At 66.7% G+C, this 24,540-nt stretch carries 21 protein-coding genes; 11 read left to right on the forward strand and 10 right to left on the reverse strand.

What is annotated here, in order from left to right; all coding sequences use genetic code 11:
* Positions 1–245: 245 nt before the first annotated feature.
* Positions 246–1,826 carry a transglycosylase SLT domain-containing protein gene (locus CSC76_RS02875; RefSeq protein ID WP_162108555.1) on the reverse strand — a complete coding sequence of 527 codons (1,581 nt, stop codon included), beginning with the start codon at positions 1,824–1,826 and terminating at the stop codon, positions 246–248.
* Between the two features lie 136 nt (positions 1,827–1,962).
* Here CSC76_RS02875 and CSC76_RS02880 point away from each other — a divergent pair, with 136 nt between their 5' ends.
* The 3 genes from CSC76_RS02880 to greB are packed head-to-tail and all read left to right on the forward strand — an operon-like array spanning position 1,963 to position 4,375.
* Complete coding sequence (locus CSC76_RS02880) at positions 1,963–3,465, forward strand: helicase HerA-like domain-containing protein (protein WP_162108556.1); 1,503 nt, start codon at positions 1,963–1,965, stop codon at positions 3,463–3,465.
* A gap of 6 nt (positions 3,466–3,471) precedes the next feature.
* Positions 3,472–3,870: a copper resistance protein NlpE N-terminal domain-containing protein gene (locus CSC76_RS02885; RefSeq protein ID WP_162108557.1), complete on the forward strand. Its 399-nt coding sequence runs from the start codon at positions 3,472–3,474 to the stop codon at positions 3,868–3,870.
* Between the two features lies 1 nt (position 3,871).
* Entirely contained in the window at positions 3,872–4,375 is a 504-nt protein-coding gene (gene greB / locus CSC76_RS02890; RefSeq protein ID WP_162108558.1) for a transcription elongation factor GreB, read from the forward strand.
* Positions 4,376–4,378: 3 nt separating this feature from the next.
* Here the strand turns inward: greB and CSC76_RS02895 are convergent, their stop codons facing one another.
* Both CSC76_RS02895 and rimO read right to left on the reverse strand, forming a co-directional pair.
* Positions 4,379–5,206 (reverse strand): DUF3025 domain-containing protein, encoded by an 828-nt coding sequence (locus tag CSC76_RS02895; protein WP_162108559.1) that lies wholly within the window; start codon positions 5,204–5,206, stop codon positions 4,379–4,381.
* Positions 5,203–6,564, reverse strand: a complete 1,362-nt coding sequence (gene rimO, locus CSC76_RS02900; RefSeq protein WP_162108560.1) for a 30S ribosomal protein S12 methylthiotransferase RimO — start codon at positions 6,562–6,564, stop codon at positions 5,203–5,205. Before rimO ends, CSC76_RS02895 begins: the two co-directional genes overlap by 4 nt.
* 148 nt (positions 6,565–6,712) lie before the next feature.
* Between rimO and CSC76_RS02905 the strand changes: the two genes are divergently transcribed.
* On the forward strand, positions 6,713–7,372 hold the full coding sequence (locus CSC76_RS02905; protein ID WP_162108561.1) for a dienelactone hydrolase family protein: 660 nt from the start codon (positions 6,713–6,715) through the stop codon (positions 7,370–7,372).
* A complete protein-coding gene (locus CSC76_RS02910; RefSeq protein WP_162108562.1) occupies positions 7,369–7,776 on the forward strand; it encodes an HIT family protein in 408 nt (135 codons plus the stop codon). Before CSC76_RS02905 ends, CSC76_RS02910 begins: the two co-directional genes overlap by 4 nt.
* Positions 7,777–7,788: 12 nt before the next feature.
* Here the strand turns inward: CSC76_RS02910 and dcd are convergent, their stop codons facing one another.
* Positions 7,789–8,361 (reverse strand): dCTP deaminase, encoded by a 573-nt coding sequence (gene dcd / locus CSC76_RS02915; RefSeq protein ID WP_162108563.1) that lies wholly within the window; start codon positions 8,359–8,361, stop codon positions 7,789–7,791.
* 97 nt (positions 8,362–8,458) lie between these two features.
* The gene (apbC, locus tag CSC76_RS02920) at positions 8,459–9,322 is read right to left on the reverse strand and encodes an iron-sulfur cluster carrier protein ApbC (RefSeq protein ID WP_162108564.1); all 864 of its coding nucleotides are present in this window, start codon (positions 9,320–9,322) and stop codon (positions 8,459–8,461) included.
* Between the two features lie 243 nt (positions 9,323–9,565).
* On the opposite strand from apbC, the gene CSC76_RS02925 reads away from it, so the two are divergent.
* The 6 genes from CSC76_RS02925 to rnfB all read left to right on the forward strand — a co-directional run bounded on the left by CSC76_RS02925 (position 9,566) and on the right by rnfB (position 18,648).
* Complete coding sequence (locus CSC76_RS02925; protein WP_162108565.1) at positions 9,566–12,445, forward strand: TonB-dependent receptor plug domain-containing protein; 2,880 nt, start codon at positions 9,566–9,568, stop codon at positions 12,443–12,445.
* 130 nt (positions 12,446–12,575) lie between these two features.
* On the forward strand, positions 12,576–14,570 hold the full coding sequence (locus CSC76_RS02930) for an alpha/beta hydrolase family protein (RefSeq protein ID WP_238394852.1): 1,995 nt from the start codon (positions 12,576–12,578) through the stop codon (positions 14,568–14,570).
* Between the two features lie 184 nt (positions 14,571–14,754).
* Complete coding sequence (locus CSC76_RS02935) at positions 14,755–15,495, forward strand: tetratricopeptide repeat protein (RefSeq protein WP_162108566.1); 741 nt, start codon at positions 14,755–14,757, stop codon at positions 15,493–15,495.
* A gap of 93 nt (positions 15,496–15,588) precedes the next feature.
* A complete protein-coding gene (locus tag CSC76_RS02940; RefSeq protein ID WP_162108567.1) occupies positions 15,589–16,029 on the forward strand; it encodes a DUF2147 domain-containing protein in 441 nt (146 codons plus the stop codon).
* A 119-nt stretch (positions 16,030–16,148) separates the two neighbouring features.
* Entirely contained in the window at positions 16,149–18,212 is a 2,064-nt protein-coding gene (gene metG / locus CSC76_RS02945) for a methionine--tRNA ligase (protein ID WP_162108568.1), read from the forward strand.
* 22 nt (positions 18,213–18,234) lie between these two features.
* Positions 18,235–18,648, forward strand: coding sequence for an Rnf electron transport complex subunit RnfB (rnfB, locus tag CSC76_RS02950; RefSeq protein ID WP_162108569.1), 414 nt, complete (start codon positions 18,235–18,237; stop codon positions 18,646–18,648).
* Positions 18,649–18,655: 7 nt separating this feature from the next.
* Here rnfB and CSC76_RS02955 read toward each other — a convergent pair whose 3' ends face one another.
* From CSC76_RS02955 to tsaE, 5 genes are all read right to left on the reverse strand, one after another.
* Complete coding sequence (locus CSC76_RS02955) at positions 18,656–19,591, reverse strand: TraB/GumN family protein (RefSeq protein ID WP_162108570.1); 936 nt, start codon at positions 19,589–19,591, stop codon at positions 18,656–18,658.
* A gap of 10 nt (positions 19,592–19,601) precedes the next feature.
* On the reverse strand, positions 19,602–20,540 hold the full coding sequence (locus CSC76_RS02960) for a DUF1684 domain-containing protein (RefSeq protein WP_379605821.1): 939 nt from the start codon (positions 20,538–20,540) through the stop codon (positions 19,602–19,604).
* 1 nt (position 20,541) lies between these two features.
* Positions 20,542–22,347, reverse strand: coding sequence for a DNA mismatch repair endonuclease MutL (gene mutL / locus CSC76_RS02965; protein WP_162108571.1), 1,806 nt, complete (start codon positions 22,345–22,347; stop codon positions 20,542–20,544).
* A gap of 66 nt (positions 22,348–22,413) precedes the next feature.
* Positions 22,414–23,982: an N-acetylmuramoyl-L-alanine amidase gene (locus CSC76_RS02970; protein ID WP_162108572.1), complete on the reverse strand. Its 1,569-nt coding sequence runs from the start codon at positions 23,980–23,982 to the stop codon at positions 22,414–22,416.
* A 75-nt stretch (positions 23,983–24,057) separates the two neighbouring features.
* Positions 24,058–24,540: a tRNA (adenosine(37)-N6)-threonylcarbamoyltransferase complex ATPase subunit type 1 TsaE gene (gene tsaE, locus CSC76_RS02975; RefSeq protein ID WP_162108573.1), complete on the reverse strand. Its 483-nt coding sequence runs from the start codon at positions 24,538–24,540 to the stop codon at positions 24,058–24,060.

Genomic DNA, 24,540 nt, shown 5'->3' on the forward strand with positions numbered 1-24,540 from the left:
AGCAGTGCCTGTGTACTCCCATCGCGCGCCCACGAATGCGCCGGGCCGCACATTTCCTGGGCGCCACGTCACGCGGGCCCTTCATCGCGATCAGTTCATTCGTTTATGTACAAGCGTTTACGTACGGTGAGCGGACACCGAGATGATAGAAGATGTCCGAAAGCGGAGCATGCGCGGTCATGGGACATGATGCATCGCCGACACCTAGGCATTACCACTGCCACCACATTGTCTGGAAGTCACCCTTACTTCTTGCAGCTTTCCAGCTTCAGTTCCTGCCCCGGCCGCACCGCGTACGCCGGCGCCCTCAGGTTGTTCGCGCGCGCCAGCTTCTTCAGTTCGCACTGGAACCGTTGTGAGATGCGCCCCAGCGTGTCGCCCTTGGCCACGCGGTACTCGCGCACCTGCTTCGCCTTCGGCTCGGCCGGCTTCGGCTCGCCGGTCGCCACCGTGGTGGGAACGCCGGCCACCGGCGTGACGTCGCCGACGGCCACGTTGCCGGCCCGCGCGCCCCTCCGGATCGCGGCGGCCGGATCGGCGCTCACCAGCGTCCGGGCGAGCTCCGCGCGCGGTCCGTTCACGCAATGCCGGCTGTAGAGGCCGACGATGCGGGCATTGGCCTTCAGCGTGGTGCCGGCCGGGATCCACGCTTCCGGCTGGTAACGCGGATTGAGGTTGCGCAGCGTGCGCATGTGGCCCTCGCGCGTGCCGCCGTTGCCCAGGCAGATGGTCAGTTCGTAGATGGATGCATCGCGCGCCAGTTTCAGCGGTGCCGGCTGCGCAGTGACCTTCGGGAACTCCAGCCCGTACTGGCGCGGGTGCAGGAACAGCCACGCGGCCGCGATCACCATCGGTACGTAGTCGCGCGTTTCGCCGGGGAACTGGCTGTAGACCACGTCGTCCCAGAAGCCCAGGCCGCTGTTCTCGCGATACACGCGCGCGGCGCGGCCCTCGCCACCGTTGTAGGCGGCCAGCGCCAGTTCGATGTTGTTGTTGAGGCTGCGCATGCGTTCGTTCATGTAGGCGGCGCTGGCCTGGCCCGATGCGTACGGGTCGTACCGGGTGTCGAAGCCGCTGGCGTCGCGCCCCAGCCCGAAGCGTGCGCCGGTATGGAACATGAACTGCATGGGCCCCGCCGCGCCGGCGCGCGAGGTGGAATGCACGCGGCCGTTGGACTCCTTGGCCATGATGCCGAACAGCAGCGCCTCCGGCAGCCCGCTGCGCTCCCACGCCGGGTACAGTTCGGCGCGCATGTTCTGGTAGTTCTCGTAGCTGTCGATCAACGCCGGCCGCATGTCGGTCAGCCAGCGACGGATGCCGGCCTGCACGGCCGGGTTGTACTCGACCATGCGATCGAATGCGTGCCGCTGGTCGTTGAGCAGCGCCGCGGTGCGCGCGGTCTCCGGCACCCCCGTGCCCGCCGCCACCGCATGGTCGGTACCGTCATCCAGTGCATCGATGGCATCGCCCTCGCCTTCGCCCTCCGCGCCCTGCGCATCGGCGTTGCCCTTCAGCAGGCGCTTGTAGGTGGCCAGCAGCGTCGGCACCTGGCATCCGCGCTGCTGTACGCACGCCGCCAGCACGTCTTCCATGTCCTCCAGCGCGGCATCGCTCTCCGTGGCCCCGCGTGGATCGCTGTTGGCCACCAGCACCAGGCCATCGCGATAGCGTTTCTCCGCGGCGGCCATGCGCTGTTCCAGCGCCTCCGCAGCGGCGCGATCGCGCGCCGAGACGCGCTGTGCCAGCGAAACGGGCGACACCAACAGCAGGGAGAGGACGGCCGCGACGGGCCAGTGACGCAGACAGGCAGGAACCGCAAACGACATCAGGCATGCATCCAGAGTGTGAGTCGGGAGGGTAGCCCCCGCCGCATACCGTGGGCAAGGCAGGACGTCGCATTCCTTTATCCCCCAGGCGGTTGCCAGCGGCTAGAATTCCCGCCATCACCACGCGAGGTTGCACATGGATCCGATCCTGCTGGGCAAGGGCATCACGGATGACATTCCGGTCACGCTGCAGCCGAAGTTCGGCAACCGCCACGGCCTGGTGGCTGGCGCCACCGGCACCGGCAAGACGGTGACGCTGATGACGCTGGCCGAGGGCTTCTCGCGCATGGGCGTGCCCGTGTTCATGGCCGACGTGAAGGGCGACGTGGCCGGCCTGGCGGCGGCCGGCGATGGCGGCGAACGGGTCATGCAACGCGCGAAGGACATCGGCATCGCCGACTACGCGCCGGGGGCGAATCCGGTGATCTTCTGGGATCTCTACGGCAAGCTGGGCCATCCGGTCCGCACGACCGTCAGCGAGATGGGCCCCACCCTGCTCTCGCGCATCCTCGAACTCAACGACACCCAGAGCGGCGTGCTCGACATCGTGTTCAAGCTCGCCGACGACCGCGGCCTGCTGCTGCTCGACCTGGAAGACCTGCGCGCCCTGCTGGGCCTGGTCGCCGCCGAGCGCAAGGACATCTCCACCAGCTACGGCCTGGTCAGCACGCAGTCGGTGGGCGCCATCCAGCGCGCGCTGCTGCGGTTGGAACAGGAAGGCGGTGAGATGTTCTTCGGCGAGCCGGCGCTGGAACTGGCCGACCTGATGCGCACGAACACCGACGGCCGCGGCGTGATCGGCATCCTCGCGGCGGACCAGCTGATCCTGAAGCCGCGCCTGTACTCCAGCTTCCTGTTGTGGCTGCTGTCCGAGCTGTTCGAGACGCTGCCGGAAGTCGGCGACCTGGACAAGCCCAAGCTCGTCTTCGTCTTCGACGAAGCACACCTGCTGTTCGACGACGCACCGCCAGCGCTGCAGCAGCGCATCGAACAGGTCGTGCGCCTGATCCGCTCCAAGGGCGTGGGCGTGTACTTCTGCTCGCAGTTCCCCGACGACGTGCCGGACAACATCCTCGGCCAGTTGGGCAACCGCGTGCAGCACGCCCTGCGCGCCTTTACCCCGCGCGACCAGAAGGCGGTCAAGACCGCGGCGGAAACCTTCGTGCCGAACCCTAAGCTCGACGTAGCCCAGACCATCTCCAAGCTCGGCACCGGCGAGGCGCTGGTCTCCACGCTGCAGGAAAAGGGCATTCCCTCACCCGTGCAGCAGACGCTGGTGTCGCCGCCGCGCTGCCGCATGGGCGCGATCAGCGAAGGCGAACGCCAACAGGTGCGCAACGGCAGCCCCGTCGGCGGCAAGTACGACACCCGCGTGGACCGGGAATCCGCCTCGGAGATGCTCGCCAGGCGTGCCGAAACCGCGGCCCAGGCTGCCAACGCACCCGCAGCCAAGGCGGAGAAGGACGATCCCGACGCCGGCGGCTTCGGCCAGACGGTCAAGGACGCGGTGTTCGGCACCAAGCGCCGCCAGGGCATGATCGAGACGATGGCCAAGCAGACCACGCGCACGATCGGCACCAAGCTGGGCAACCAGATCGTGCGCGGCATCCTCGGCAGCATTTTCGGCGGGCGCCGCTGATCGCGCATGACGTGGCGCTCCGCACCCCTGGCTTGCCTGTTGCCGCTGGCGGTATCCGCCGCCAATCCGACGCCCTCGACCTTCGCAGGCACCTTTTTCGGCAGCCTGCCGGCGGCGTCCTGCACATCGCAGGACGTGCTGCTCGACCTGGGTGCCGACGGCCGCTACGTGCTGGAAGCGCACTGCCAGGACGACCTGCAGGCGTTACCCAAGCGCGCCGGCCACTGGTCGGTGACGTGGAACGGCACCTGCGTGCAGCTCACGCCGGACAACGACAGGCTTCCGCAGGCGTTCGCCATCCACGACGACGATCTGCTGGTGCTGACCTCAGGCAGCTGCATCGAGCCGGTCGAGGATCCGCGCGGACGCACGCTCCGACGCGCGGAAAGCGCCGGGGAGCGCTGAGGTGTCGCGCTGGCGACCGCCGGGCGAGAAAAGCACCGCCCTGATCACCCGCGAGGGCCACGACCGCCTCAAGGCGGAACTGGATGATCTGTGGCGCGTCAGGCGCCCGGAGGTGGTGAAAGCGCTGGCCGCCGCCGCCGCGGAGGGAGACCGCTCCGAGAACGCGGAATACACCTATCGCAAGAAACAACTGGGCGAGATCGACCGCCGCGTGCGCTATCTGAGCAGGCGCCTGGAAGTGCTGCGCGTGGTCGACACCGCGCCCAGCGATCCGGAGGCCGTGTTCTTCGGCGCCACCGTCGAGCTGGAGAACCTCACCAGCGGCGAGGCGTCGCGCTACCGGATCGTGGGCCCCGACGAGACCGACGCGGCCCGCGGCTGGATCAGCATCGACTCGCCGATGGCGCGCGCGCTGCTCAAGAAACGCATCGACGACGAGTTTTCCGTGGCGCTGCCTGGCGGTGTCACCCGTTTCGTCCTGGTGGACGTCAGCTACGCCAGCTGACCGCTACAGGGGCGGCGGGTAAACGCGCCCTTCCCGCAGCGGCCGGAAGTAGCCCTCCTGCGCATAGAACGCCTCGCCCTGCCCCGCGTGCCAGCCGGGAATGCCAGCCAACGGCAGCGGGCGCAGTTCCGACGGCGCGGCAAGGATCCCACCGGCCGCAATCGATGCGGCCACGCGCGCGACAGCACCGGCCGGATCGCCCGGCACCACCAGACACTTGCCGACCAGCAGGCGCCCCGGCACCAGCGACTGTTCCATCAGTGCATGCCCGACGACCGCCACGACGGCGACGCCGCCATCGTGCCAGCGTTCTGCGCTCGCATGGAACAGCGCCGTCCAGTCGTGCCGGTCCCAGAGATCCAGCAGCGACGGGTCGGATACCTGCACGATGACGCCGGATTCATCGAACTGGGTCAGGGCCTGCTGGGCCGGACTGCGCTCGCTCGTTCCCATCCGTGCGATATGTCGGCATTGCTGCTGGTTGAGGGCGTGCTTGAGGGCCGGATGACGCATCCAGACCATCGCGTTGAACAGGTCGTGCCAGTTTTCCGGCCGCGTGGCGATGCGCCCGCGTGCGATACGCTCTTCGTAATGCAGTCCGTCGGTGAGCAGGGCCGCATCCTGCCTTGCGAAGCGAGGCCCGGATGCCGGCATGCGCGCATTGAGGGCTTCGATCTCCGGCCACCGCGCGGCTGCCGCCAGATCGAGGAGGTCGCCGTACTCCCCGAACAAGGGATGCCGGAAAGACGCGGCATCCACATCCTCACGCAGGGGGGCGACAAAGCGACGCCGGCCACCGCCGGCGTGGGCGTCCGTCGCCGGTGCGGTCACAGCACCTTGACGTCGAGCGGCCTGCCTGTCGCGGCGACGATGGCGTCACCGAATAGGTCGTGCTCGTCGCTCTCGGTGATCTCCACGTCGACGAACTGGCCGACGCGAAGGCCGGCTTCGCCGCCGTTCTGGATGTGCACCAGGCCGTCGATCTCCGGCGCATCCGCCTTGGAACGCGCCACGGCGATGTCGTCTTCGATCAGATCCACGAGGCACTGCTGCACGGTGCCGATCTTGGCTTCGAGGCGTGCGGCGGAGATTTCCGCCTGCCTCTCCATGAAGCGCGCCAGGCGCTCCTGCTTGACCTCTTCCGGCACCGGGTGCGGCAGCAGGTTCGCGGCCGCGCCTTCCACCGGCGAATAGGCGAACGCGCCCACGCGGTCCAGCTGCGCTTCGTCGAGGAACTGCAGCAGTTCCTCGAACTCCTGGTCCGTCTCGCCGGGGAAGCCGACGATGAAGGTAGAACGCAGGGTGATGTCCGGGCAGATCGAGCGCCAGCGCTTCACCCGCTCCAGCGTCTTGTCGACGGCGCCGGGGCGCTTCATCAACTTGAGAATGCGCGGACTGGCGTGCTGGAAAGGAATATCCAGGTAAGGCAGCACCTTGCCTTCGGCCATCAGCGGGACCACGTCGTCGACGTGCGGATAAGGATAGACGTAGTGCATGCGCACCCAGGCATCGAGTTCGCCCAGGCCTTCGCACAAGGCTTTCATGCGCGTCTGGTACGCCTTGCCGCGCCATTCGCGTTCGGCGTACTTCAGGTCCACGCCGTAGGCGGAGGTGTCCTGCGAGACCACCAGCAGTTCCTTCACGCCACCGCGCACCAGCCGCTCGGCCTCGCGCAGCACGTCGTCGACCGGCCGCGACACCAGGTCGCCACGCATCGACGGAATGATGCAGAAGCTGCAGCGATGATTGCAGCCTTCGGAGATCTTCAGGTACGCGTAATGGCGCGGCGTGAGCTTGACGCCGTAGTCCGGGACCAGGTCGACGAAGGGGTCGTGCTTCGGCGGCAGCGCTTCGTGCAGGGCCTCCATCACGCTCTGATAGTCCTGCGGACCGCTGATCGCCAGCACGTCGGGGTGCTGCTCGCGGATCTGTTCCGGGCGCTTGCCCAGGCAGCCGGTGACGATGACCTTGCCGTTCTGGTTCATCGCCTCGCCGATGGCGTCCAGCGACTCGGCCACCGCGGAGTCGATGAAGCCGCAGGTGTTCACCACCACCACGTCCGCCGCGTCGTAGGTCGGCACGATGTCGTATCCCTCCACGCGGAGCTGGGTGAGGATGCGTTCGGAATCAACCAGGGCCTTCGGGCAGCCGAGGCTGACGAAGCCCACCTTGGGGTTCTGCAGGGACATGGGAAGTACGGCGGCGGCGTGTACGGGGCCGCGGATTATAGCCCCGTGCATCGGTGGCCTCCGCCAGCTCGTTCAGGCGGAGCGGTCCGTACGCCGCGCGGCTGCCGGCCCGCCTACACTAGCCATCCCCCACGACAGGAGCGCCTCCATGGGCCACTGGCTGCCTTTCGAGTCCCCTCACGGCCGCATCCATGCCTGGCGGGCCGATCCCGCCGGAACGCCATGTGGCGCGCTGGTCGTGGTGCAGGAGATCTTCGGTGTCAATCCGCACATCCGCACGGTGGCGGAAGGCTTCGCGCGCGAGGGCTACGTGGTGCTGGCGCCGGCCTACTTCGACCCGGTGGAAACCGGCGTGGAACTGGACTACGACGCCGACGGCATCGCACGCGGGAAGGCGCTGATCACCGCCCTGGGCCTGGAGCGCGCCGTGGACATCACCCGCGCCGCGGCCGACGCGCTGGCGGGCCACGGCAAGATCGGCACCGGGGGCTATTGCTGGGGCGGCACGGTCGCCCTGCTGGCCGCGCTGCGGCTGGGCCTGCCTTCGGTGAGCTACTACGGCGCGCGCAACCTGCCTTTCCTCGATGAAACGCCGCGGGCACCGGTGATGTTCCATTTCGGCGATCGCGATGCCTCCATCCCGCCGGCGATGGTGCAGGCCCACCGGGATGCGCTGCCGCAGATGGAGATCTTCACCTACCCGGCAGGCCATGGCTTCAACTGCGACCTGCGGGCCGACTACGATCCGGCCAGCGCACGCCTTGCCCGCGAACGCACGCTGGACTTCTTCGCACGGAACCTCGCATGACCGACTTCGTCCTTGACCCGCGCCTGGCCGCCGACACCGCCTTCATCGCCGACGGCCCGCTGTCGCAGGTGCGCCTGATGGACGACACGCGCTTTCCCTGGCTGGTGCTGGTGCCCCGCGTGAACGGCGTCAGCGAATGGCTGGACCTGGACGGTGGCCAGCAGCGCCTGCTGCTGGCTGAGATCAACCAGGCCGGTCAGCTGATCCGTGCGCAACCGGGTGTGGAGAAGCTCAACATCGGCGCCCTGGGCAACATCGTGCGCCAGTTGCATGTCCACCTTATCGGTCGGCATGAGGGCGACCTGGCATGGCCGGGCCCCGTGTGGGGCCAGGGGGCCGCCGTGAGACATGCGCCGGCCGCGCTGGCCACACAGATCGACGCCTGGCGCAGGCGCTTGCGCTGAGCCTGCGCCGGGTCAGGTGCGGGGCAGGGTGACGCCCGTCTGGCCTTGGTACTTGCCGCCGCGGTCCTTGTAGCTGGTTTCGCACACGTCGTCGGCATCGGACTGGAAGCACAGCATCTGAGCCACGCCTTCATTGGCGTAGATGCGCGCCGGCAGCGGCGTGGTGTTGCTGAACTCCAGCGTCACGTGGCCTTCCCACTCCGGCTCCAGCGGGGTAACGTTGACGATGATGCCGCACCGCGCATAGGTGCTCTTGCCCAGGCACACCACCAGCGTATCGCGCGGGATGCGGAAGAACTCCACCGTGCGCGCCAAGGCGAAGCTGTTGGGCGGGATGATGCATTCGTCCGCCTCGATGTCCACGAAACTCTTCGGGTCGAAGTGCTTCGGGTCCACGATAGTGGAATTGATGTTGGTGAAGACCTTGAACTCGCGCGAGCAGCGCACGTCGTAACCGTAGCTGGACGTACCGTAGCTGACGATGCGCTGGCCATTGACCTGCTTCACCTGGCCGGGCTCGAACGGCTCGATCATGCCCTGCTGTTCGGCCATGCGGCGGATCCAACGATCGCTCTTGATGCTCATGCAAATCCTGGTCTGGTGGGGCGAAGGCCGCGCGGTCGGCGCGCGGCGGACGGGGAATTGTAGGGCGGGCCCCGGCCCGCCGTCTTCGGCCGGCCGGTCAGACCAGCGACGAGGCGATGGGCACCGACGCCCGCGGCCGCTGTGCCAGCGTGGCCGCCATGACCCGTGCCGTCTGCCGGTAGGCCTGCGCCACCGCCGAGTTGGGCGCCGCAACCACGACCGGCAGGCCGGCGTCGCCCTGCTCGCGGATGGCGATGTCCAGCGGCAGCGAGCCCAGCAGCGGCACGCCGTACTGCGCCGCCATCCGCTCCCCGCCGCCCTGGCCGAACAGGTGCTCCACGTGGCCGCAGTTCGAACAGGTATGAACGGCCATGTTCTCGACGATGCCCAGCACCGGCACCTCGACCTTCTCGAACATCTTCAGCGCCTTCTTCGCATCCAGTGTGGCGATGTCCTGGGGCGTGGTGACGATGACGGCGCCCGCCACCGGGATCTTCTGCGCCAGGGTCAGCTGGATGTCGCCCGTACCCGGCGGCAGGTCGATCAGCAGGTAGTCCAGGTCGCCCCACAACGTGTCGTTGAACAGCTGCATCAGCGCCGAGGTGGCCATCGGCCCGCGCCAGATCATCGGCGTGTCCTGGTCGACCAGCAGGCCGATGGACATGGCCTCCACCCCGAACGCCCGCATCGGCTCGATCGACTTGTTGTCCGGGCTGTCCGGTCGCCCCGACAGGCCCAGCATGGCCGGAATGCTGGGGCCGTAGACATCGGCATCCAGCAGCCCCACCCGGGCGCCCTCGGCACCCAGGGCCAGGGCCAGGTTGTCCGCCGTGGTCGACTTCCCTACCCCGCCCTTGCCGGAACCGACCGCGATGACGTTGCGGACCCGGGGGTGGGGGGTGAGGTTGGCTTGGACGGCGTGGGATCGCGGACGGTTAAAGTTTTCTTTTAATTCATGCACTTGAATGAATTTCGCGCCACAGTCAAGGCGCTATTGTCGCACTGCGCCACCCGTCCCGAAACCTGAACGGTTCGCTCATGACCGTGACGGCAGCATCACACGTCAGAAATGATTCTGTGATATGCGCAGCACATTAATTCCGTGTTAATGTCAGCCCGCACGGACGCTTTTGCGCGGCCTGGGCCGATGGGAACGGTCCTCTTGCGAGCCGCATACACGTACGGATTTCTAGGGGATTCACCAATGAACTACGGAAACGCGAAGGTGCTCCGGCGCCATCCGCTTGGCGCGGCACTGATTGCCGCCCTGCTGATCCCAGGGGCCGCATTTGCCCAAGATGCTGCCAGCGGCAGCCAAGAGGGCGAAACGACCAACCTGGGCAAGGTCCAGGTTATCGGCTCGCGCATCAAGCGCTCGGAAATCGAGGGCCCATCGCCAGTCACGGTCATCACGGCCGAGCAGATCAAACAGGAAGGCTTCAACACGGTCGCCGAGGCAATCGACACGTTGAGTCAGAACACCGGCACCGTGCAAAACGACTTCAACGCTGCCGGCGGCTTCACGCCGAATGCGAGCCCGGTGAACCTGCGTGGCCTAGGCCCTGGCCGCACCCTGCTGCTGATCAACGGTCGCCGCGCAAACGACTATCCGTTCCCGTACAACGGCCGCAGCAACTTCCAGAATCTCAACAACATCCCCGCCGCCGCGGTGGAGCGCATCGAGATCCTTTCGGGAGGCGCATCGGCCGTCTACGGTTCCGACGCCGTTGCCGGTGTCGTCAACATCGTGTTGAAGACCAACTACGAAGGCAACATCCTGAAGGTCAAGGGCCAGACCTCGACCGATGGTGGCCGCGACATCGCTGACATCCAGTGGGTGGGCGGCAAGGCTGGCGACAACTGGAGCGTGACGTACGCGTTCGAGTCCTACAATGCCGAAGCACTGTTCGGCTACCAGCGTGACTTCATGGACTCGGCAGCCGACAACCCGGCGCCTCCCGGCACTTATCCGTTGGCCGCAGGCAATGGCCGCGGCGGCTACCAGCCGCCGATCGGCATCCAGATCCGTCGCCTGAGCAGCACCGGCGCCACCCAGGGCTACGTGCTGCCGGCTGGCCGCGACTGCTCAGCAAGCCCGCTGTACAGCTACCACTTCTATACCAGCTCCTCCACTGGCAACAACCTGGGGCCTGGGTGCGGTTATGACCGCTATCCCGCCGAGCAGACCGTCGCAAACGGCAGCAATGATCTTTCGGGCTACGTCTACGGCACCTTCAACTTCACCGACAATCTCGAAGGCTGGGCCAGCGCGATGGCATTCCATTCGCGCAGCAAGCTGGGTGGCGGTGTAGAGCAGTGGTTCGGCGGCCCGCAGCCGCAAGGCAACTTCTACGATCCCGGCCTGGGCATCCGTGCCTATCCAATCCGTGCAATCACACCGGAATCGTACGGCGGCTCCGAAGGTACTTTCCAGAAGTTCGAGGAAGATTCGCTCGACCTCGCCTTCGGCTTGCGCGGCACGTTCGCCGATCGCTTTGACTGGGAGTTCACTTTGGGTGGTGCCCAGTATGAAATCGTGCGCGACCGTCCGCGCATGACCGTCGCTGGCGCCACCAACTACTTCCTGGGCTCGCGCCTGGGGACCACCGGCCAGGGCGCTTACACCGGGCTATCGGGCATTCCGAATGGCTTGCCGGTTTACCGCCTGAACCTGGATCGCTTCTACGGCCCGATCTCGGCAGAGGACTATCGTTCGATGTCGACGCTGGTGCACTATGAGGCAGTGTCGCGCAACGTAGCCACCAGCTTCGTTCTGTCGGGTGACCTGTTCGAACTGCCTGCCGGGCCGCTTTCGTTCGCTGGCGTGGTCGAGGCCTCGCGCCAGAGCTACGACCTGGACAGCGACGCGCGCATCCTGCCGACCGTCCGCGAAATCTACAACTTGACCGGTACTGGCGGCGGAGGCGATCGCAATCGCTATGCGGCCGGCGTCGAGTTCAAGGTACCGATCTTCAGCATGTTGACAGCCAGCCTGCAGGGCCGGTACGACAAGTACGATGACATTACGGACGTCGATGACGCACGCACCTGGGGCGCCGGCCTGGAGTTCCGTCCGCTCGACAGCCTGCTGATCCGTGCCAACTACGCCACCAGCTTCAAGGCGCCGGACATGCACTATGTGTTCTCCGAGCCCAGCGGCTCGTTCGGCACGGTTACCGACTACTATCGGTGCTATCTCGATGGGCTGGGCACCAGTGATAACGTCTGCGGCAACTCCGGCGGCAACTATCGTTATTCGGTGTTCACCACATCCCAAGGCGCGCCTGAACTCAAGGAAGAAACGGGCAACTCCTGGACCGCTGGCTTCGTATGGGATGTCACCGACCAACTGTCGCTGGCGGCCGACTATTACGAAATCGAGCTCAACGACGTCGTGGCCGTGCAGAGCGGCACCGATATCCTGGCGGCGGAACTGGGCTGCAACACCGGCCTGTATCCCAATGGCACCGCTTATCCGCACGCTTCGGGCAGCGGCTACTGCCAGATCATTCAAGGACGCGTCAGCCGCAACCCTGAAACCAACGCACTGACCGAGATCCGTAGCGGGCCCATCAACCAGTCCTTCCTGGGCACAAAGGGAGTGGACGCCACTGTGCGTTACCGTTTCGATACGGACCGCTTCGGCGATTTCAGTGCCACGCTACAGTGGACGCATGTCCTGGAGCAGACCCAGAAGCTATCGGTGGACCAACCCCTGCAAAGCTACCGAGATTGGAACAGCAATCTGGATAACCGCAGTCGCGTGCGTCTGACCATGAACTGGTCGAAGGACGATTGGATGGCGACAGTGTTCATGAATCGTCTGGGCAGCACGCCGATCTGGGACCCGGCCGTGCCGGAGGCCTATCCGGAATTCGATACACGGATCGGGCCGTTCATCACCTGGAACGCGAGTGTGGCAAAGGACGTCACCGAAAAGCTGAACCTGCGCCTGTCGGTGGTCAACCTGTTCGACAACCATCATCCGGTTGACAAGACCAACTACACCTACCCCTATTACTGGCGCGGTTTCGACGCCATTGGTCGTCAGGTGGGCCTGGAAGCGACTTACAAGTTCAACTGATGTGTTGAGCGGCGTTGCGACATCTGGACCCGGCGGCAACGCCGGGTCTTTTTCTTCATGCGACCGCGATGCGCGGCGGCCTTCACTTCACAGCGGCGGCTCGACCTCCGCCTTTTCCAGGAACCTCAAGATGATGCACAAGGGAGCACTTCTCGTTCTGGGCAGCCTTCTGTTGGGGGGCAACGCGCTCAGCGCGACGCCCCAGCCAGTCCGCGACTTCGTCAGCCATGCTACTTTCAGTACGGCGAAGATTTCACCCACGGGCGAATATCTCGCCATCACGGTGGATCGAGGAGATCAGGACGTTCTTACCACGATGCGGACCAGCGACCTGAAGATTCTCAACGTCAGCCAGCTGCCAGACAAGAAGAGCGTGGGCTCATTCGAATGGGTCAGCCCAAACCGACTGATGTTTAACGCGGTACGCAAGATGGGCGGTTACGCACAGCCTTTCAATACGGGCGAATGGTTCGCCGTCAACGTTGACGGCTCGCAACCCCGCCCCTTGATTTTCTACGGCACCCAGGACACCACCCAGCGCGCGAAGACGGTAACGTCGGAACGCTTCAGCCTCATCGACACGCTCCGGGACGACGACCAGTTCGTCATCATGGACGTGCGTTCGCCGCGCTCCAGCGAAGGCGCGGGCACCGAGCTCGTAAAGCTCGACGTATTCAACGGCCGCCGGACCTCGCTGGGCCGTGCGCCCAAGGAAAACTGCAGCATCACCCTGGACGAGAACAAGCAAGCGCGCTTTGCGGTGTGTTCCTCCAGCCGCAACGAAGAAGGCGAGTTCGACGAGCGCACCGAGCTCTACCGCCGCGACGGCCGTGTCTGGACTCTCGTAAACGCCTCGAAGTCCGCAGGCAAGCACCTCGGAGTGATACATACGACCCGCAACGGCACGGTCTATGTCAGCCAGGACGACGGCATAGCGCCCGCCGCTCTGGGCACACTGGACACCGCCTCCGGAGAGTTCAAGCCTTTGTTCCAGGACCCGGCGGCCCAGATCAGCAACATCATCTGGTCGACCGACGACACCACGCTCATCGGCGTCGTCACCGAGGCCGGGGCGCCTGCCGTGAAGCTGATCGACGAAGCGCACCCCGATGCCGAACTATACGCCTCTCTCGCCGCTGCGTTCGAAGGACAGTTGGTCGATTTCTCCAGCTATACCATGGACGGAAGGAAGATCATCGTCAGCGTCTACAGCGATCGTAATCCGGGCGAGCTTTACCTCTACGACCGCGAAACTGGCAAAGCACGCTTCCTGATGAAGCGACTCCCGCAGCTCGATCCGTTGAATATGGCGTCGGTCGTGCCCTTCAATTTCATTGCGCGTGACGGCAAGCACATCCACGGCTACCTGACGATTCCCAATGGTTCGAACGGCAAGAATCTTCCGCTCATCGTCAACCCGCATGGTGGCCCCATCGGTCCCCGCGACAATTGGGCGTTCAGCGGTGAAACGCAGCTGTTCGCGAGCCGGGGATATGCCGTGCTGCAGGTAAACTACCGCGGCTCGGGCGGCTACGGCCGCGGCTTCCAGAATGCGGGGCATCAGCAATGGGGCCAAGGCATCCAGAACGACATCATCGACGCCACCCAATGGGCAATCCAAAAAGGACATGCCGACAAGGACCGCATCTGCATCTACGGTGGGAGTTTCGGCGGTTACTCGTCGCTGATGGCGCCTATTCGTGCACCGGGCCTGTTCAAGTGCACGTTCGGCTACGTCGGCGTGTACGACGTCGAGATGATGTTCGAGAAGGGTGACATCCCCAGCACCGAGTCCGGCCAGCGCTATTTGCGCCGTACGCACGGCTCCGACAAGAAATTGTGGGCGGAGAACTCCCCCGCTAGGCGCGCAGCAGAGGTGAAGATCCCGGTCTACCTGGCCGCAGGTGCTCGCGATGTACGCACGCCGCCCGAGCAAACGGAGCTGATGAACAGGGCGCTGATCGCCGCTGGCAACGCACCGGAGGGCATGATCATCCAGTCTGGCGAAATGCACGGGTTCTATGATGTAGAAAACCGCGTGAAACTCTATACGGAGATGCTGTCGTTCTTCGAGCGCCACATCGGTAATCCATCTGGCGCAAAGACGTCCACCGGAACTAAATGAGCGCAAGCGCGGTCTTCGTGTTTCGGCGCCATGACTTCCGAGACGTGACCGGCGTGGAGCCGCCGGTCACACTCTAGGTCCAGCGACCAAGACACGTGTTGGAGTACACATGGGCAGCCTCAGGACGACTACTCTCTTGTTCTTGCTATTGGCAGCCCTTGCCTGCGCGCCTGCCTCACATGCGGTGAAGCCACCGCCGGACCCGACGCGCGACGCGATGATGCTCAGCGCCGGCTTCCTGACGGGGCATCCCGACCTGCGCTACCGCCTGCTTGGATTGAAGCGCTTCAAGGCGGGTGAATTCGAGGAGGCGTTCCGCTTCTATCAGCGCGCGGCCTACTACGGAGACAAGCCGTCCCAGGGCATGGTGGGCGAGATGCTCTGGAACGGTCAGGGCACGACGCAGGACCGGGCGCTCGCGTACGCGTGGATGGATCTGGCATCCGAGCGCGGTTACGCCGGTTTCATGGGCCTGCGGGAACGTTACTGGGAACAACTCACCGAGGACGAGCGCGCACGTGCCGTTGAGGAAGGCCAGGCGGTCTACGCACGGTTCGGTGACGAAGCCGCGCAGCCGCGGTTGGCCACGGTGCTCAGGCGCGAGAAGCGCAGGTCAACCGGAAGCCGGACCGGCTTCACCGGCAACCTGCAGATCCATATACCGGGCCCGGGCGGGTTCATCCCCATCGATGGCAGCAAGTTTTACGACGACCGTTACTGGGACCCCAAGCAGTACCAGGCGTGGCATGACGAGATCTGGATGAAGCCGCGCATCGGCCGGGTCTCCGTAGGCAGCGTGGAACAGGTCTCCGGCACGCCGCCGCCCGCGTCGCGTATCCCGGCCACGGTGCCGCAGCAGGACGCCCAGGAGCCCGAAACGCCCGAAGCCGACGATACCGATCTCGGCACTCGAAAGGACGGCTGAACAGACTTCTTCCATACCCCACCGGATGCGGTATAACTGCCGCATCCCGGCGGCGTCGCCGTCGGGCCTGACCTGAATCCCTGGGAGGGGAATATGCGCAAGACCCTGATGGCCGCCTGCCTGGCCGCTCCGTTGATGGCCCTGTCGCTGGTGGCCTCCGCCGCCGACCCGGTGGTCGGCCGCTGGAAGACCATCGACAGCGAGACCGGCAAGCCCAAGTCCTTCGTCGAGATCACCCAGGCCGCCAACGGCACGATCAGCGGCCGCATCGTCGAACTGATCAATCCGAGCAAGCCGAACCCGACCTGCGACAAGTGCAAGGACGACCGCCGCAACAAGCCGATCACCGGCATGGAGATCATCCGTGGCATGAAGGCCGAGGGCGGCGGCGAGTACGCCGGCGGCACCATCCTCAAGCCCGACGAGGGCAAGGTGTACAAGTCGAAGATGGAGCTGGTCGACGGCGGCAAGAAGCTGGAGGTGTCCGGCTGCATCGCCTTCATCTGCAAATCGCAGACCTGGATCCGCCAGTAAGCGTCGCGCTCCCTTTTTTATCGCGGGCCCGGTCATGCCGGGCCCGCTGCGTTTCCGGCACCGGAAAGGTCCCTCGCCGGTCCATGCGATAATCGCCATCCCCCGTCACGATGCCCGTCATGAGCCGCACCGCCCTGGTCACCAATGCCCTGCCCTACGCCAACGGCCCCCTCCATCTGGGCCACCTGGTGGGCTACATCCAGGGCGACATCTGGGTACGCGCGCGGCGGATGCGGGGCGACACGGTGCACTTCGTCTGCGCCGACGACACCCATGGCACGCCCATCATGCTGGCGGCGGAAAAGGCCGGCGTCACGCCCGAGGCCTTCATCGCCGGCATCCAGGCCAGCCATGAGCGCGACTTCGCGGCGTTCGGCGTCGCGTTCGACCACTACGACTCGACCAACTCCGCCGCCAACCGCGAACTGACGGAACTGTTCTACCAGCGCCTCGATGCCGGCGGACACATCAGCCGCCGCACGGTCGCGCAGTTCTACGATCCGGCCAAGGGCATGTTCCTGCCCGACCGCTACATCAAGGGCATCTGCCCCAACTGCGGATCGGCCGACCAGTACGGCGACAACTGCGAAGTCTGTGGCGCCACCTATGCGCCCACCGACCTGAAGGAGCCGAAGTCCATCCTGTCGGGCAGCACGCCGGAGATCCGTGATTCGGAACACTATTTTTTCGAAGTCGGCCGCTTCGAGGCCTTCCTGCGCGAATGGCTGGCCGGCGATGTCGCCCTGCCGGGTGTGAAGGCCAAGCTGCGCGAGTGGCTGGATGCCGAAGGCGGCCTGCGCGCGTGGGACATCTCGCGCGATGCGCCCTACTTCGGCTTCGAGATTCCCGGTGCGCCCGGCAAGTACTTCTATGTCTGGCTGGATGCGCCCATCGGCTACCTGAGCAGCTTCCGCACCCTGTGCGCGCAGCGCGGCCTCGACTTCGCGTCACATCTCGATGCCGGTACCGATGTGGAGCTGCACCACTTCATCGGCAAGGACATCGTCAATTTCCATGGCCTGTTCTGGCCGGCCGTGCTGCATGGCACCGGCCATCGTGCGCCCACGCGCCTGCACGTCAACGGTTACCTGACTGTAAATGGGGCCAAGATGTCGAAGGGTCGTGGCACTTTCATCATGGCGCGCACCTACTTGGATGTCGGCTTAGAGCCGGAAGCACTGCGCTATTACTTCGCGGCAAAGGGTAATGGTCAGGTGGAAGACCTCGATCTGAGCTTCAGCGACTTCATCGCCCGCGTGAACGCGGACCTGGTCGGCAAGTTCGTCAACCTGGCCAGCCGCTGCGCCGGCTTCATCGACAAGCGCTTCGCCGGCAGGCTGGCCGATGCCCTGCCCGACCCAGCCATGTACCAGCGCTTCGTGGACGCTCTGGGGCCGATCGCGGAGGCCTACGAGCGCAACGAGCCGGCCACGGCGCTGCGCTTGACCATGGCGCTGGCCGACGAGGCCAACAAGTACATCGACGAGACCAAGCCCTGGGTGATCGCCAAGCAGGAAGGTGCCGATGCCGAACTGCAGGCGGTGTGCACGCAGGGCCTGAACCTGTTCCGCATCCTCGCCGCCGCGCTCAAGCCGGTACTGCCGCGGACCAGCGCGGAGGCCGAGGCCTTCCTCGGCGCGCCGGTCGAATCCTGGACGGACGTCGCCGCGCCCCTGCAGGCGCACACCATCCAGCCTTACTCGCCCCTGTTCACCCGTATCGACCCGAAACTGATCGACGCCATGACCGACGCTTCCAAGGACACCCTGGCCGCCGCGCCCGCACCTGCTGCCCCCGTGAAGAAGGCCGAGACCAAGCCCGCCACACCGACCGAGCCGAAGGATGCGACGGGCACCATCGGCATCGAGGATTTCGCCAGGCTCGACCTGCGGATCGGCCAGGTGCTGGAATGCGGCTTCGTGGAAGGTTCCGACAAGCTGCTGCGCTTCCTGCTGGATGCCGGCGAGCTGGGCCAGCGACAGATCTTCTCCGGGATCCGCGCCAGTTACGGCGAACCGGAAGCACTGGTGGGCCGCAAGGTGGTGTTCATCGCCAACCTCGCGCCGCGCAAGATGCGGTTCGGCGTGAGCGAGGGCATGATCCTGTCGGCCGGCTTCGACGGCGGCGCGCTGGCGCTGCTCGATGCCGATGCCGGCGCCCTGCCCGGCATGCCCGTGCGCTGACGCGCTGACAGCCGTTGCGGCGATGAACGCCGATCTCGTCGAACGCCTCGATCGCCTGTTGCCGCAGACCCAAGGCGGCCAGTGCGGTTTCGATGGCTGTCGTCCGTATGCCGAGGCGATGGCGCGTGGCGAGGCCGGCATCGACCACTGCCCGCCCGGCGGCGATGCCGGCGCGCGCGCGCTGGCGAGACTGCTGCAGGTACCCGTGCTTCCCTACGACCGCCGCCGTGGCGCGCACAAGCCGCCCCTCGTGGCGGTGGTGGTGGAAGCCGACTGCATCGGCTGCACCAAGTGCATCCAGGCCTGCCCGGTGGACGCCATCATCGGGGGCGCCAAGCACATGCACGTGGTCATCGATCCGCTGTGCACGGGATGCGAGCTGTGCGTGCCCGCATGCCCGGTGGACTGCATCGTGATGGTGCCCGCAGCGCCCTGATGCAGCGTCAGCGCGTGCCGGCCTTGCAGGCGGAACAGATGCGTTCCCCCTGGTAGCCGCGGGCGCGCAGCTTTTCGACCACCCCGTCGTCGCCCAGCAGGTGCAGTGCGCCGACGACCACCAGCGCGTCGTCATCGCCCGGCTGGGTGAGGATCTGCTGGATCCTGGGCACCCATGCGTCATTGCGCTCGACGTTGATGCGCCGGTAGAGACGCGGGTACTGGCGCTTCATGTCCGCGGCCATGCCGCTCCAGAGCCCTTCGGCATCGCCGCGGCGCCAAGCCTGGTGCAGACGCTCGGTTTCGGCCGAGCCCTTCTCCGCCTGGTCCAGTGCCTCGACGATGAACTGGCGCTGCTCGGTGGCCTCCATGCCGTCTAGCACGCCGATCTGCTCCTGCGCGCGTTCGAGGCCCGCGGCGGGCTTGCCGGCCGCCTTCGCCTTGTCCATGAAATGGTTGTCCAGGCCAAGCTTGGGATCCAGGCCCTGTCGCGTCATCTCGACGATGCTGATGGTCAGGCCGACGAACCACGGTTCGAAACTGTCGAAGGACGCCACCGGCATGCCGTTCTTGCCGGCCCATCCTTCGAGCCGACGCCAGGTGGCGGCATCCAGTTCCTGCTGCAGCGTGTTGCCGTCGGTGCGCAATGCTGCCTGCAGCATCATCTGGGGCATGGCAGGCGACTGCATTTCCTCGGGCGCCAACTCGAACATCAGGCGCTCGGCATCGGCGAACGCCGCCTCCACCTCCGGCGACAGCGGATAGTCGCCCGGACGCAGCAGGTGGAACGACCCCAACAGATAGACGGCGTTGTCCTTGTCCGACACTTTCCACAGCAATGGCACCGGCGCCCCAGTCGCCTTCGGCGCATCTGCGGCAAGGACGGATGCGCTGCCCAGCAGCGCGGTCACGACGAGGGCTTTCAGCGAACGGCGCAGCAGCATCGGTCTTCCTTCAGAGCACTTTGATGGGTTTGGCATACGCTTTCTCGCCCGCGTCGACCAGCAGGTCGAGCCGGTTCTCGGCAGGCGGCAGCGGACAGGTCGCATATGGGGTGAATGCGCACGGCGGGTTGTAAGCGCGATTGAAGTCCAGCACCACCTTGCCATCGCGCGGCGGCTCCGCATCGAGGAAGCGGCCCGCCGGATAGCTGCCGTGTCCGCTGGTGCGGTCGGCAAAGACGAAGAACAGCGGACCTTCCGGCGAACCCAGCGCTTCGAGCCTGAACATCTTGCCCTCGCGCTCGAACTCCACCGCGCCCGGATTGGGCGACTCGTTCGCCACGCCGATCACGTCGACGATGGTGAGCGTCTTGCCGGGGGGATGCGGAACGTAGCGGCCTTCGACGCGCCACGCTTCCTGCAGGGGCCAGTAGTCCAGGCCGACGAACCGCGTGCGCGATTCGGCATCGGCGTGCTTGACGCGCAGCGCGTGACGACCGCCGCGCTCGATCACCGACAGCGCGCCCTTGCCTTCGTCGAAACCGATCACGCCCGGCGTTGCATCGCGGTCGCTCTGCAGTTCGATACGGCCCTTCAGCGGCTCGCCGTTGAGTGTCAGCTCCACGCCGCGTTCGGGAGTGAAGAAGATGCGGCCCTCCTGCTGGGCCACCATGCCCATCTTCGGCGGCCCCACGACCAGCTTGATGCCGCTGGCAGGCCCGCTGCCGATGAAGTGCGACTTCAGTTCGATCCAGTGCAGGCCCACCAGGCTGGTCCAGCCATCCGGCGCCAGGAGCTGGCTTTTGCGCTCTTCGCGCCAGGCTGCGTTGTCGGCGAGGAAGCGGGCATCGACGACCTTGCCGGCGGCGTCGCCGCTCGTGTCGCCATCGCCGCACCCTGCCAGCACCCCCAGCAGCATGGCCATCCCCAGCCATCCTGTCTTCATCCCCATGTCAACGTCCTCGCAGGAACCAGCGGTCGATCTCGTTCAAGGAAAAGCGCGCCCAGGTCGGGCGGCCGTGGTTGCATTGGCCCGAGCGCTCGGTGATCTCCATCTCGCGCAGCAGGGCATTCATTTCCGGCAGCGTCAGGCGCCGGTTGGCGCGTACCGCGCCGTGGCAGGCCATGGTGGCCAGCAGCTCATCGCGCGCGGCCGCCACGCGACGGCTCTCGCCGTGCTCGCGCAGGTCGGCCAACGCGTCGCGCAGCAGCGCCTCGGGGTCGGCGTTGGACAGCAGCGCGGGAATGCTGCGCACGCTGAGGGATTGCGGGCCGCTGCGGGTGATGTCGAAGCCCAGCGCGGCCAGCGTGGCCGCCTCGCGCTCGGCCACGTCGGCCTCGCGCTCGGCGACGGCCAGCGACATGGGCACCAGCAGCGGCTGCGCCCGCAGGCCGATGCCGTCGTGCGCCTGCTTCAGTTTTTCGTAGCCGATGCGCTCGTGCGCGGCATGCATGTCGACCACGATCAGGCCGTCCGCGTTCTCCGCCAGGATGTAGATGCCGTGCAGCTGGGCTATGGCGAAACCCAGCGGCGGGACGCCGTCCGCATCGTTGGCCGGCATCATCGGCATGGAAGGCGCGGCGTGGCCCGCAAGCGATCCCGGTGACGCATCGGGTGCCGGCGCGTAGAGCGCGGCGTAGGCAGCGGGGGCTTCGGCCACCGACAGGCCCAGTGGCGACTGCTGCGTCGGCATCCATGCGGACGGCACCGCCCCCATCGCACGCGGTGCGAACGGCGCGGCCGCGACATCCTGCGGCGCGATGCCTGCGCGCGTTTCCGCGAGCGCCTCGTGCAGCGTGCGGTAGACGAAGTCGTGCACCAGCCGCGTATCGCGGAAGCGCACCTCGTGCTTGGCCGGGTGCACGTTCACGTCGACACGGGTGGGGTCGAGTTCCAGGAACAGCACGTAGGCCGGCTGGCGACCATGGAACAGCACGTCCTGGTAGGCCATCTTCACCGCGTGCGCGATGTTGCGGTCGCGCACCGAACGCCCGTTGACGTAGACGTACTGCTGGTCGGCACTGGCACGCGAGTAGCTGGGTTGCGCGATCCACCCGTGCAGGCGCAGGCCGGCCGCCGCATGGTCGACACGCAAGGCGCTGCGCGAGAAGTCCTCGCCCAGCGTTTCGTCCAGGCGCACAAGGGATTCCAGTTCGTCCGGCTTGTAGCGCCGGGACGGGCGTCCGTTGTGCGACACGCGCAGTTCGATGTCGGGCCGCGCCAGCGCCAGCGAGCGCAGCCATTCCTCGATGTGGCCCAGCTCGGTGCGCTCGGCGCGCAGGAACTTGCGCCGCGCCGGCACGTTGTAGAACAGCTCCCGCACCTCCACGGTGGTGCCGATGCCGTGCGGCTTGGGGACCACCGGCCCCACCTTGCCGCCTTCCACCTGCAGCGAGGCACCGTGCTCGTCCTGGAGGCGTCGCGAGGGCAGCGAGAAGCGGCTGACCGAGGCGATCGACGGCAGCGCCTCGCCACGGAAGCCCAGGGTGGCCACCGCTTCCAGATCGTCGAGCGAGGCGATCTTGCTGGTCGCATGGCGCGACACCGCCAACGGCAGCTCTTCCGGCGCGATGCCGCCGCCATCGTCGCGGATGCGGATCAGGCGCACGCCGCCTTCCTCCAGATCGATGTCAACGCGCCGCGCACCGGCGTCCAGCGCGTTCTCCACCAGCTCCTTGACCACGGAAGCAGGCCGTTCGACGACTTCGCCGGCGGCGATCTGGTTGATGAGGGTGTCGGGAAGCTGGCGGATCGGCACGTGCTGGCGGCGCGGTGGCGCCGTCCGAGGGGGATCAGCCGTGATGATAGCCGAGCGCGTGCGGAATCAGGGCGCGCCGGCCGCCCCACCCGCGGCGACGGTCCGTGCTTCGGCCTCGGCCTGCGCACGCGCGGCGAACAGCGTGCCGGGCGGCGGCTGGCGGGTGAAGTAGGACTGGATGCCGTCCAGCACCGCGCTGGCGACCTTGCGCTGGTGCGCGGGATCGAACAGGCGCTTCTCTTCGTCGGGGTTGGAGATGAAACCCGTCTCCACCAGCATCGCCGGCATGTCCGAATTGCGCAGCACTTCGAAGTTGGCGAACTCGATCTGCGGCTTGTGGGTCTTGCCCAGCCCTTTCAGCGAGGTCAGCACATGGCCGGCCGCATCCTGCGAGGCCTTCATGTGGCCGCTCTGGGCCAGGTCCAGCAGCACGTTGGACAGCGTGTCCCGGGTCAGGCGCACGCCGCCGACCAGGTCCGAGGCGTTTTCCTTGTCGGCCAGCCAGCGCGCGTGCTGCGAGGACGCGCCCCGCAACGACAGCACGTAGACCGACGAGCCCCAGGCGCTGCGGTTCTCGGCCGCGTCGGCATGGATGGAGACGAACATGTCCGCCTTCGCCGCGCGCGCCTTGCGGGCGCGCTGGGGGCGCTCGACATAGACGTCGTTGTCGCGGACCAGGTAGGCCTTCATGCCGGGCGTGGCGTTGATCTGGCGCGCCAGTTCCTTGGAAATGGCCAGCACCGCGTGCTTTTCGTAACGGCCACTGGGACCGATGGCGCCGGGATCCTGGCCTCCGTGGCCCGGATCGATCGCGATGACCAGCGGACGCGCGCCGGTGGCGGCCATGGCGGGCGGTTTCGGCGATTCGGCGACTGCTGCAGAAGGCGCCTGGGCCGATGCCCCCGTCGCGACAGGCGCGGGCTGACCGGTGGCGATGGTGTAGGCGGGGCGCTCGCTGGAGGTAGCCGGGGCCGGGATGGGCGTGCTCTGGCCGTTGAGGATGGCCTGCGGCGAAGGCGACAGGGCCCCCTGCGTCGGTGCGGCCGCCGCGGGTGCGGGTGTTGTGCCCGCCCGCACCCCCTGCGCAGTCAGCAGCGCCGTGGCGCGGGCTGCGTCGGTCTGGGTCGACCCTGGGACCGCGGTCGGCGACGCGGAGGGCGCCGCCGTCGCGACTACCGCCTGCGGAGGCGTGGCCTGCGCAGGCGTGGCGGGGGGCGGTGCGGGCGCGGCCGGGCCGTCGCCCGGCCACTCGATCACCAGGCGCGATACGCCCGCCACCTGTTCCATGCGAGGCTTCAGCGCGGCGACTGGCGATGCCAGGTCGAAGACGATGCGCAAAGTGTCGGCATCCGGCTGCCCGGTGCGCACGGCGCGCACGATGCCCGTGGGCGCTGGCAGTCGCAGGCCGGCCTTCGCCTTCGAGGCAGGCAGGTCGACGGCCAGCCGGTCGGGACCTTGCAGGCTCAGCGTCTTGTATTGCCCGGCGCCCGCCAGCTGGATCTCCGCGCGCGTCCCGGTGCTGCCCTGGTTCACCGAAATGCCGGTGACCTCACCTGCCCACAGGGCGAAGGGCGCTGAAGCGAGCAGGCCCGCAAGGGCCAGGCGCAGCATGGTGGTGGGGGTCCCCGGGCTCATGCCGCGGATTCAAGCACCATCGCCTCACAAATGCAAGGCGTTTTCCCTTAATAATCCGTGACCTGCCGGATGTTCCTAATCGGACTGGAGAGATGAGGCCGTTAACTCACCTTCCGTAGCCACGCGCTCCAGCCACTGCTGTCCTTGGGGCGAGGCCGCCACCAGGCGCGCCGCCCGGCCGTTGCCCTCCACCGAAAGGTCTACCTGCAGATCGGCCGGTGGCAACGCCGCCCCGCCGCGCTCCGGCCACTCCACCAGCCAGAGCACGGCCGCCCCTTCGTCCAACCCGAGGAATTCCAGCTCCCCCGCGTCACCGATGCGGTACAGGTCCAGATGCCAGGCTTCTCCGCCTTCCACGGGATAGCGTTCCACCAGCGTGTAGGTGGGGCTGCGGATGGCGCCCGCCACGCCCAGGGCGCGCAGCAGGGCGCGGGCAACGGTGGACTTGCCGGCGCCCAGGTCGCCGCGCAGGTGCACGACGGCGACCGCAGGACGCGTGCGTGCCAGGGCCTGGCCCAGCGCCTCGGTGGCGTCGGTGTCGGGAAGGAACAGGTGCAT

This window comes from Pseudoxanthomonas mexicana (assembly GCF_010093385.1).
GTDB lineage: Bacteria > Pseudomonadota > Gammaproteobacteria > Xanthomonadales > Xanthomonadaceae > Pseudoxanthomonas_A > Pseudoxanthomonas_A mexicana.

Bases quoted from the DNA above. Each gene is read 5' to 3' on its own strand.
- CSC76_RS02875 (WP_162108555.1), bottom strand. From the start codon at position 1,826: ATGTCGTTTGCGGTTCCTGCCTGTCTGCGTCACTGGCCCGTCGCGGCC.
- CSC76_RS02880 (WP_162108556.1), top strand. From the start codon at position 1,963: ATGGATCCGATCCTGCTGGGCAAGGGCATCACGGATGACATTCCGGTC.
- CSC76_RS02885 (WP_162108557.1), top strand. From the start codon at position 3,472: ATGACGTGGCGCTCCGCACCCCTGGCTTGCCTGTTGCCGCTGGCGGTA.
- rimO (WP_162108560.1), bottom strand. From the start codon at position 6,564: ATGTCCCTGCAGAACCCCAAGGTGGGCTTCGTCAGCCTCGGCTGCCCG.
- CSC76_RS02905 (WP_162108561.1), top strand. From the start codon at position 6,713: ATGGGCCACTGGCTGCCTTTCGAGTCCCCTCACGGCCGCATCCATGCC.
- CSC76_RS02910 (WP_162108562.1), top strand. From the start codon at position 7,369: ATGACCGACTTCGTCCTTGACCCGCGCCTGGCCGCCGACACCGCCTTC.
- dcd (WP_162108563.1), bottom strand. From the start codon at position 8,361: ATGAGCATCAAGAGCGATCGTTGGATCCGCCGCATGGCCGAACAGCAG.
- CSC76_RS02925 (WP_162108565.1), top strand. From the start codon at position 9,566: ATGAACTACGGAAACGCGAAGGTGCTCCGGCGCCATCCGCTTGGCGCG.
- CSC76_RS02930 (WP_238394852.1), top strand. From the start codon at position 12,576: ATGATGCACAAGGGAGCACTTCTCGTTCTGGGCAGCCTTCTGTTGGGG.
- CSC76_RS02940 (WP_162108567.1), top strand. From the start codon at position 15,589: ATGCGCAAGACCCTGATGGCCGCCTGCCTGGCCGCTCCGTTGATGGCC.
- metG (WP_162108568.1), top strand. From the start codon at position 16,149: ATGAGCCGCACCGCCCTGGTCACCAATGCCCTGCCCTACGCCAACGGC.
- rnfB (WP_162108569.1), top strand. From the start codon at position 18,235: ATGAACGCCGATCTCGTCGAACGCCTCGATCGCCTGTTGCCGCAGACC.
- CSC76_RS02955 (WP_162108570.1), bottom strand. From the start codon at position 19,591: ATGCTGCTGCGCCGTTCGCTGAAAGCCCTCGTCGTGACCGCGCTGCTG.
- CSC76_RS02960 (WP_379605821.1), bottom strand. From the start codon at position 20,540: ATGGGGATGAAGACAGGATGGCTGGGGATGGCCATGCTGCTGGGGGTG.
- CSC76_RS02970 (WP_162108572.1), bottom strand. From the start codon at position 23,982: ATGAGCCCGGGGACCCCCACCACCATGCTGCGCCTGGCCCTTGCGGGC.
- tsaE (WP_162108573.1), bottom strand. From the start codon at position 24,540: ATGCACCTGTTCCTTCCCGACACCGACGCCACCGAGGCGCTGGGCCAG.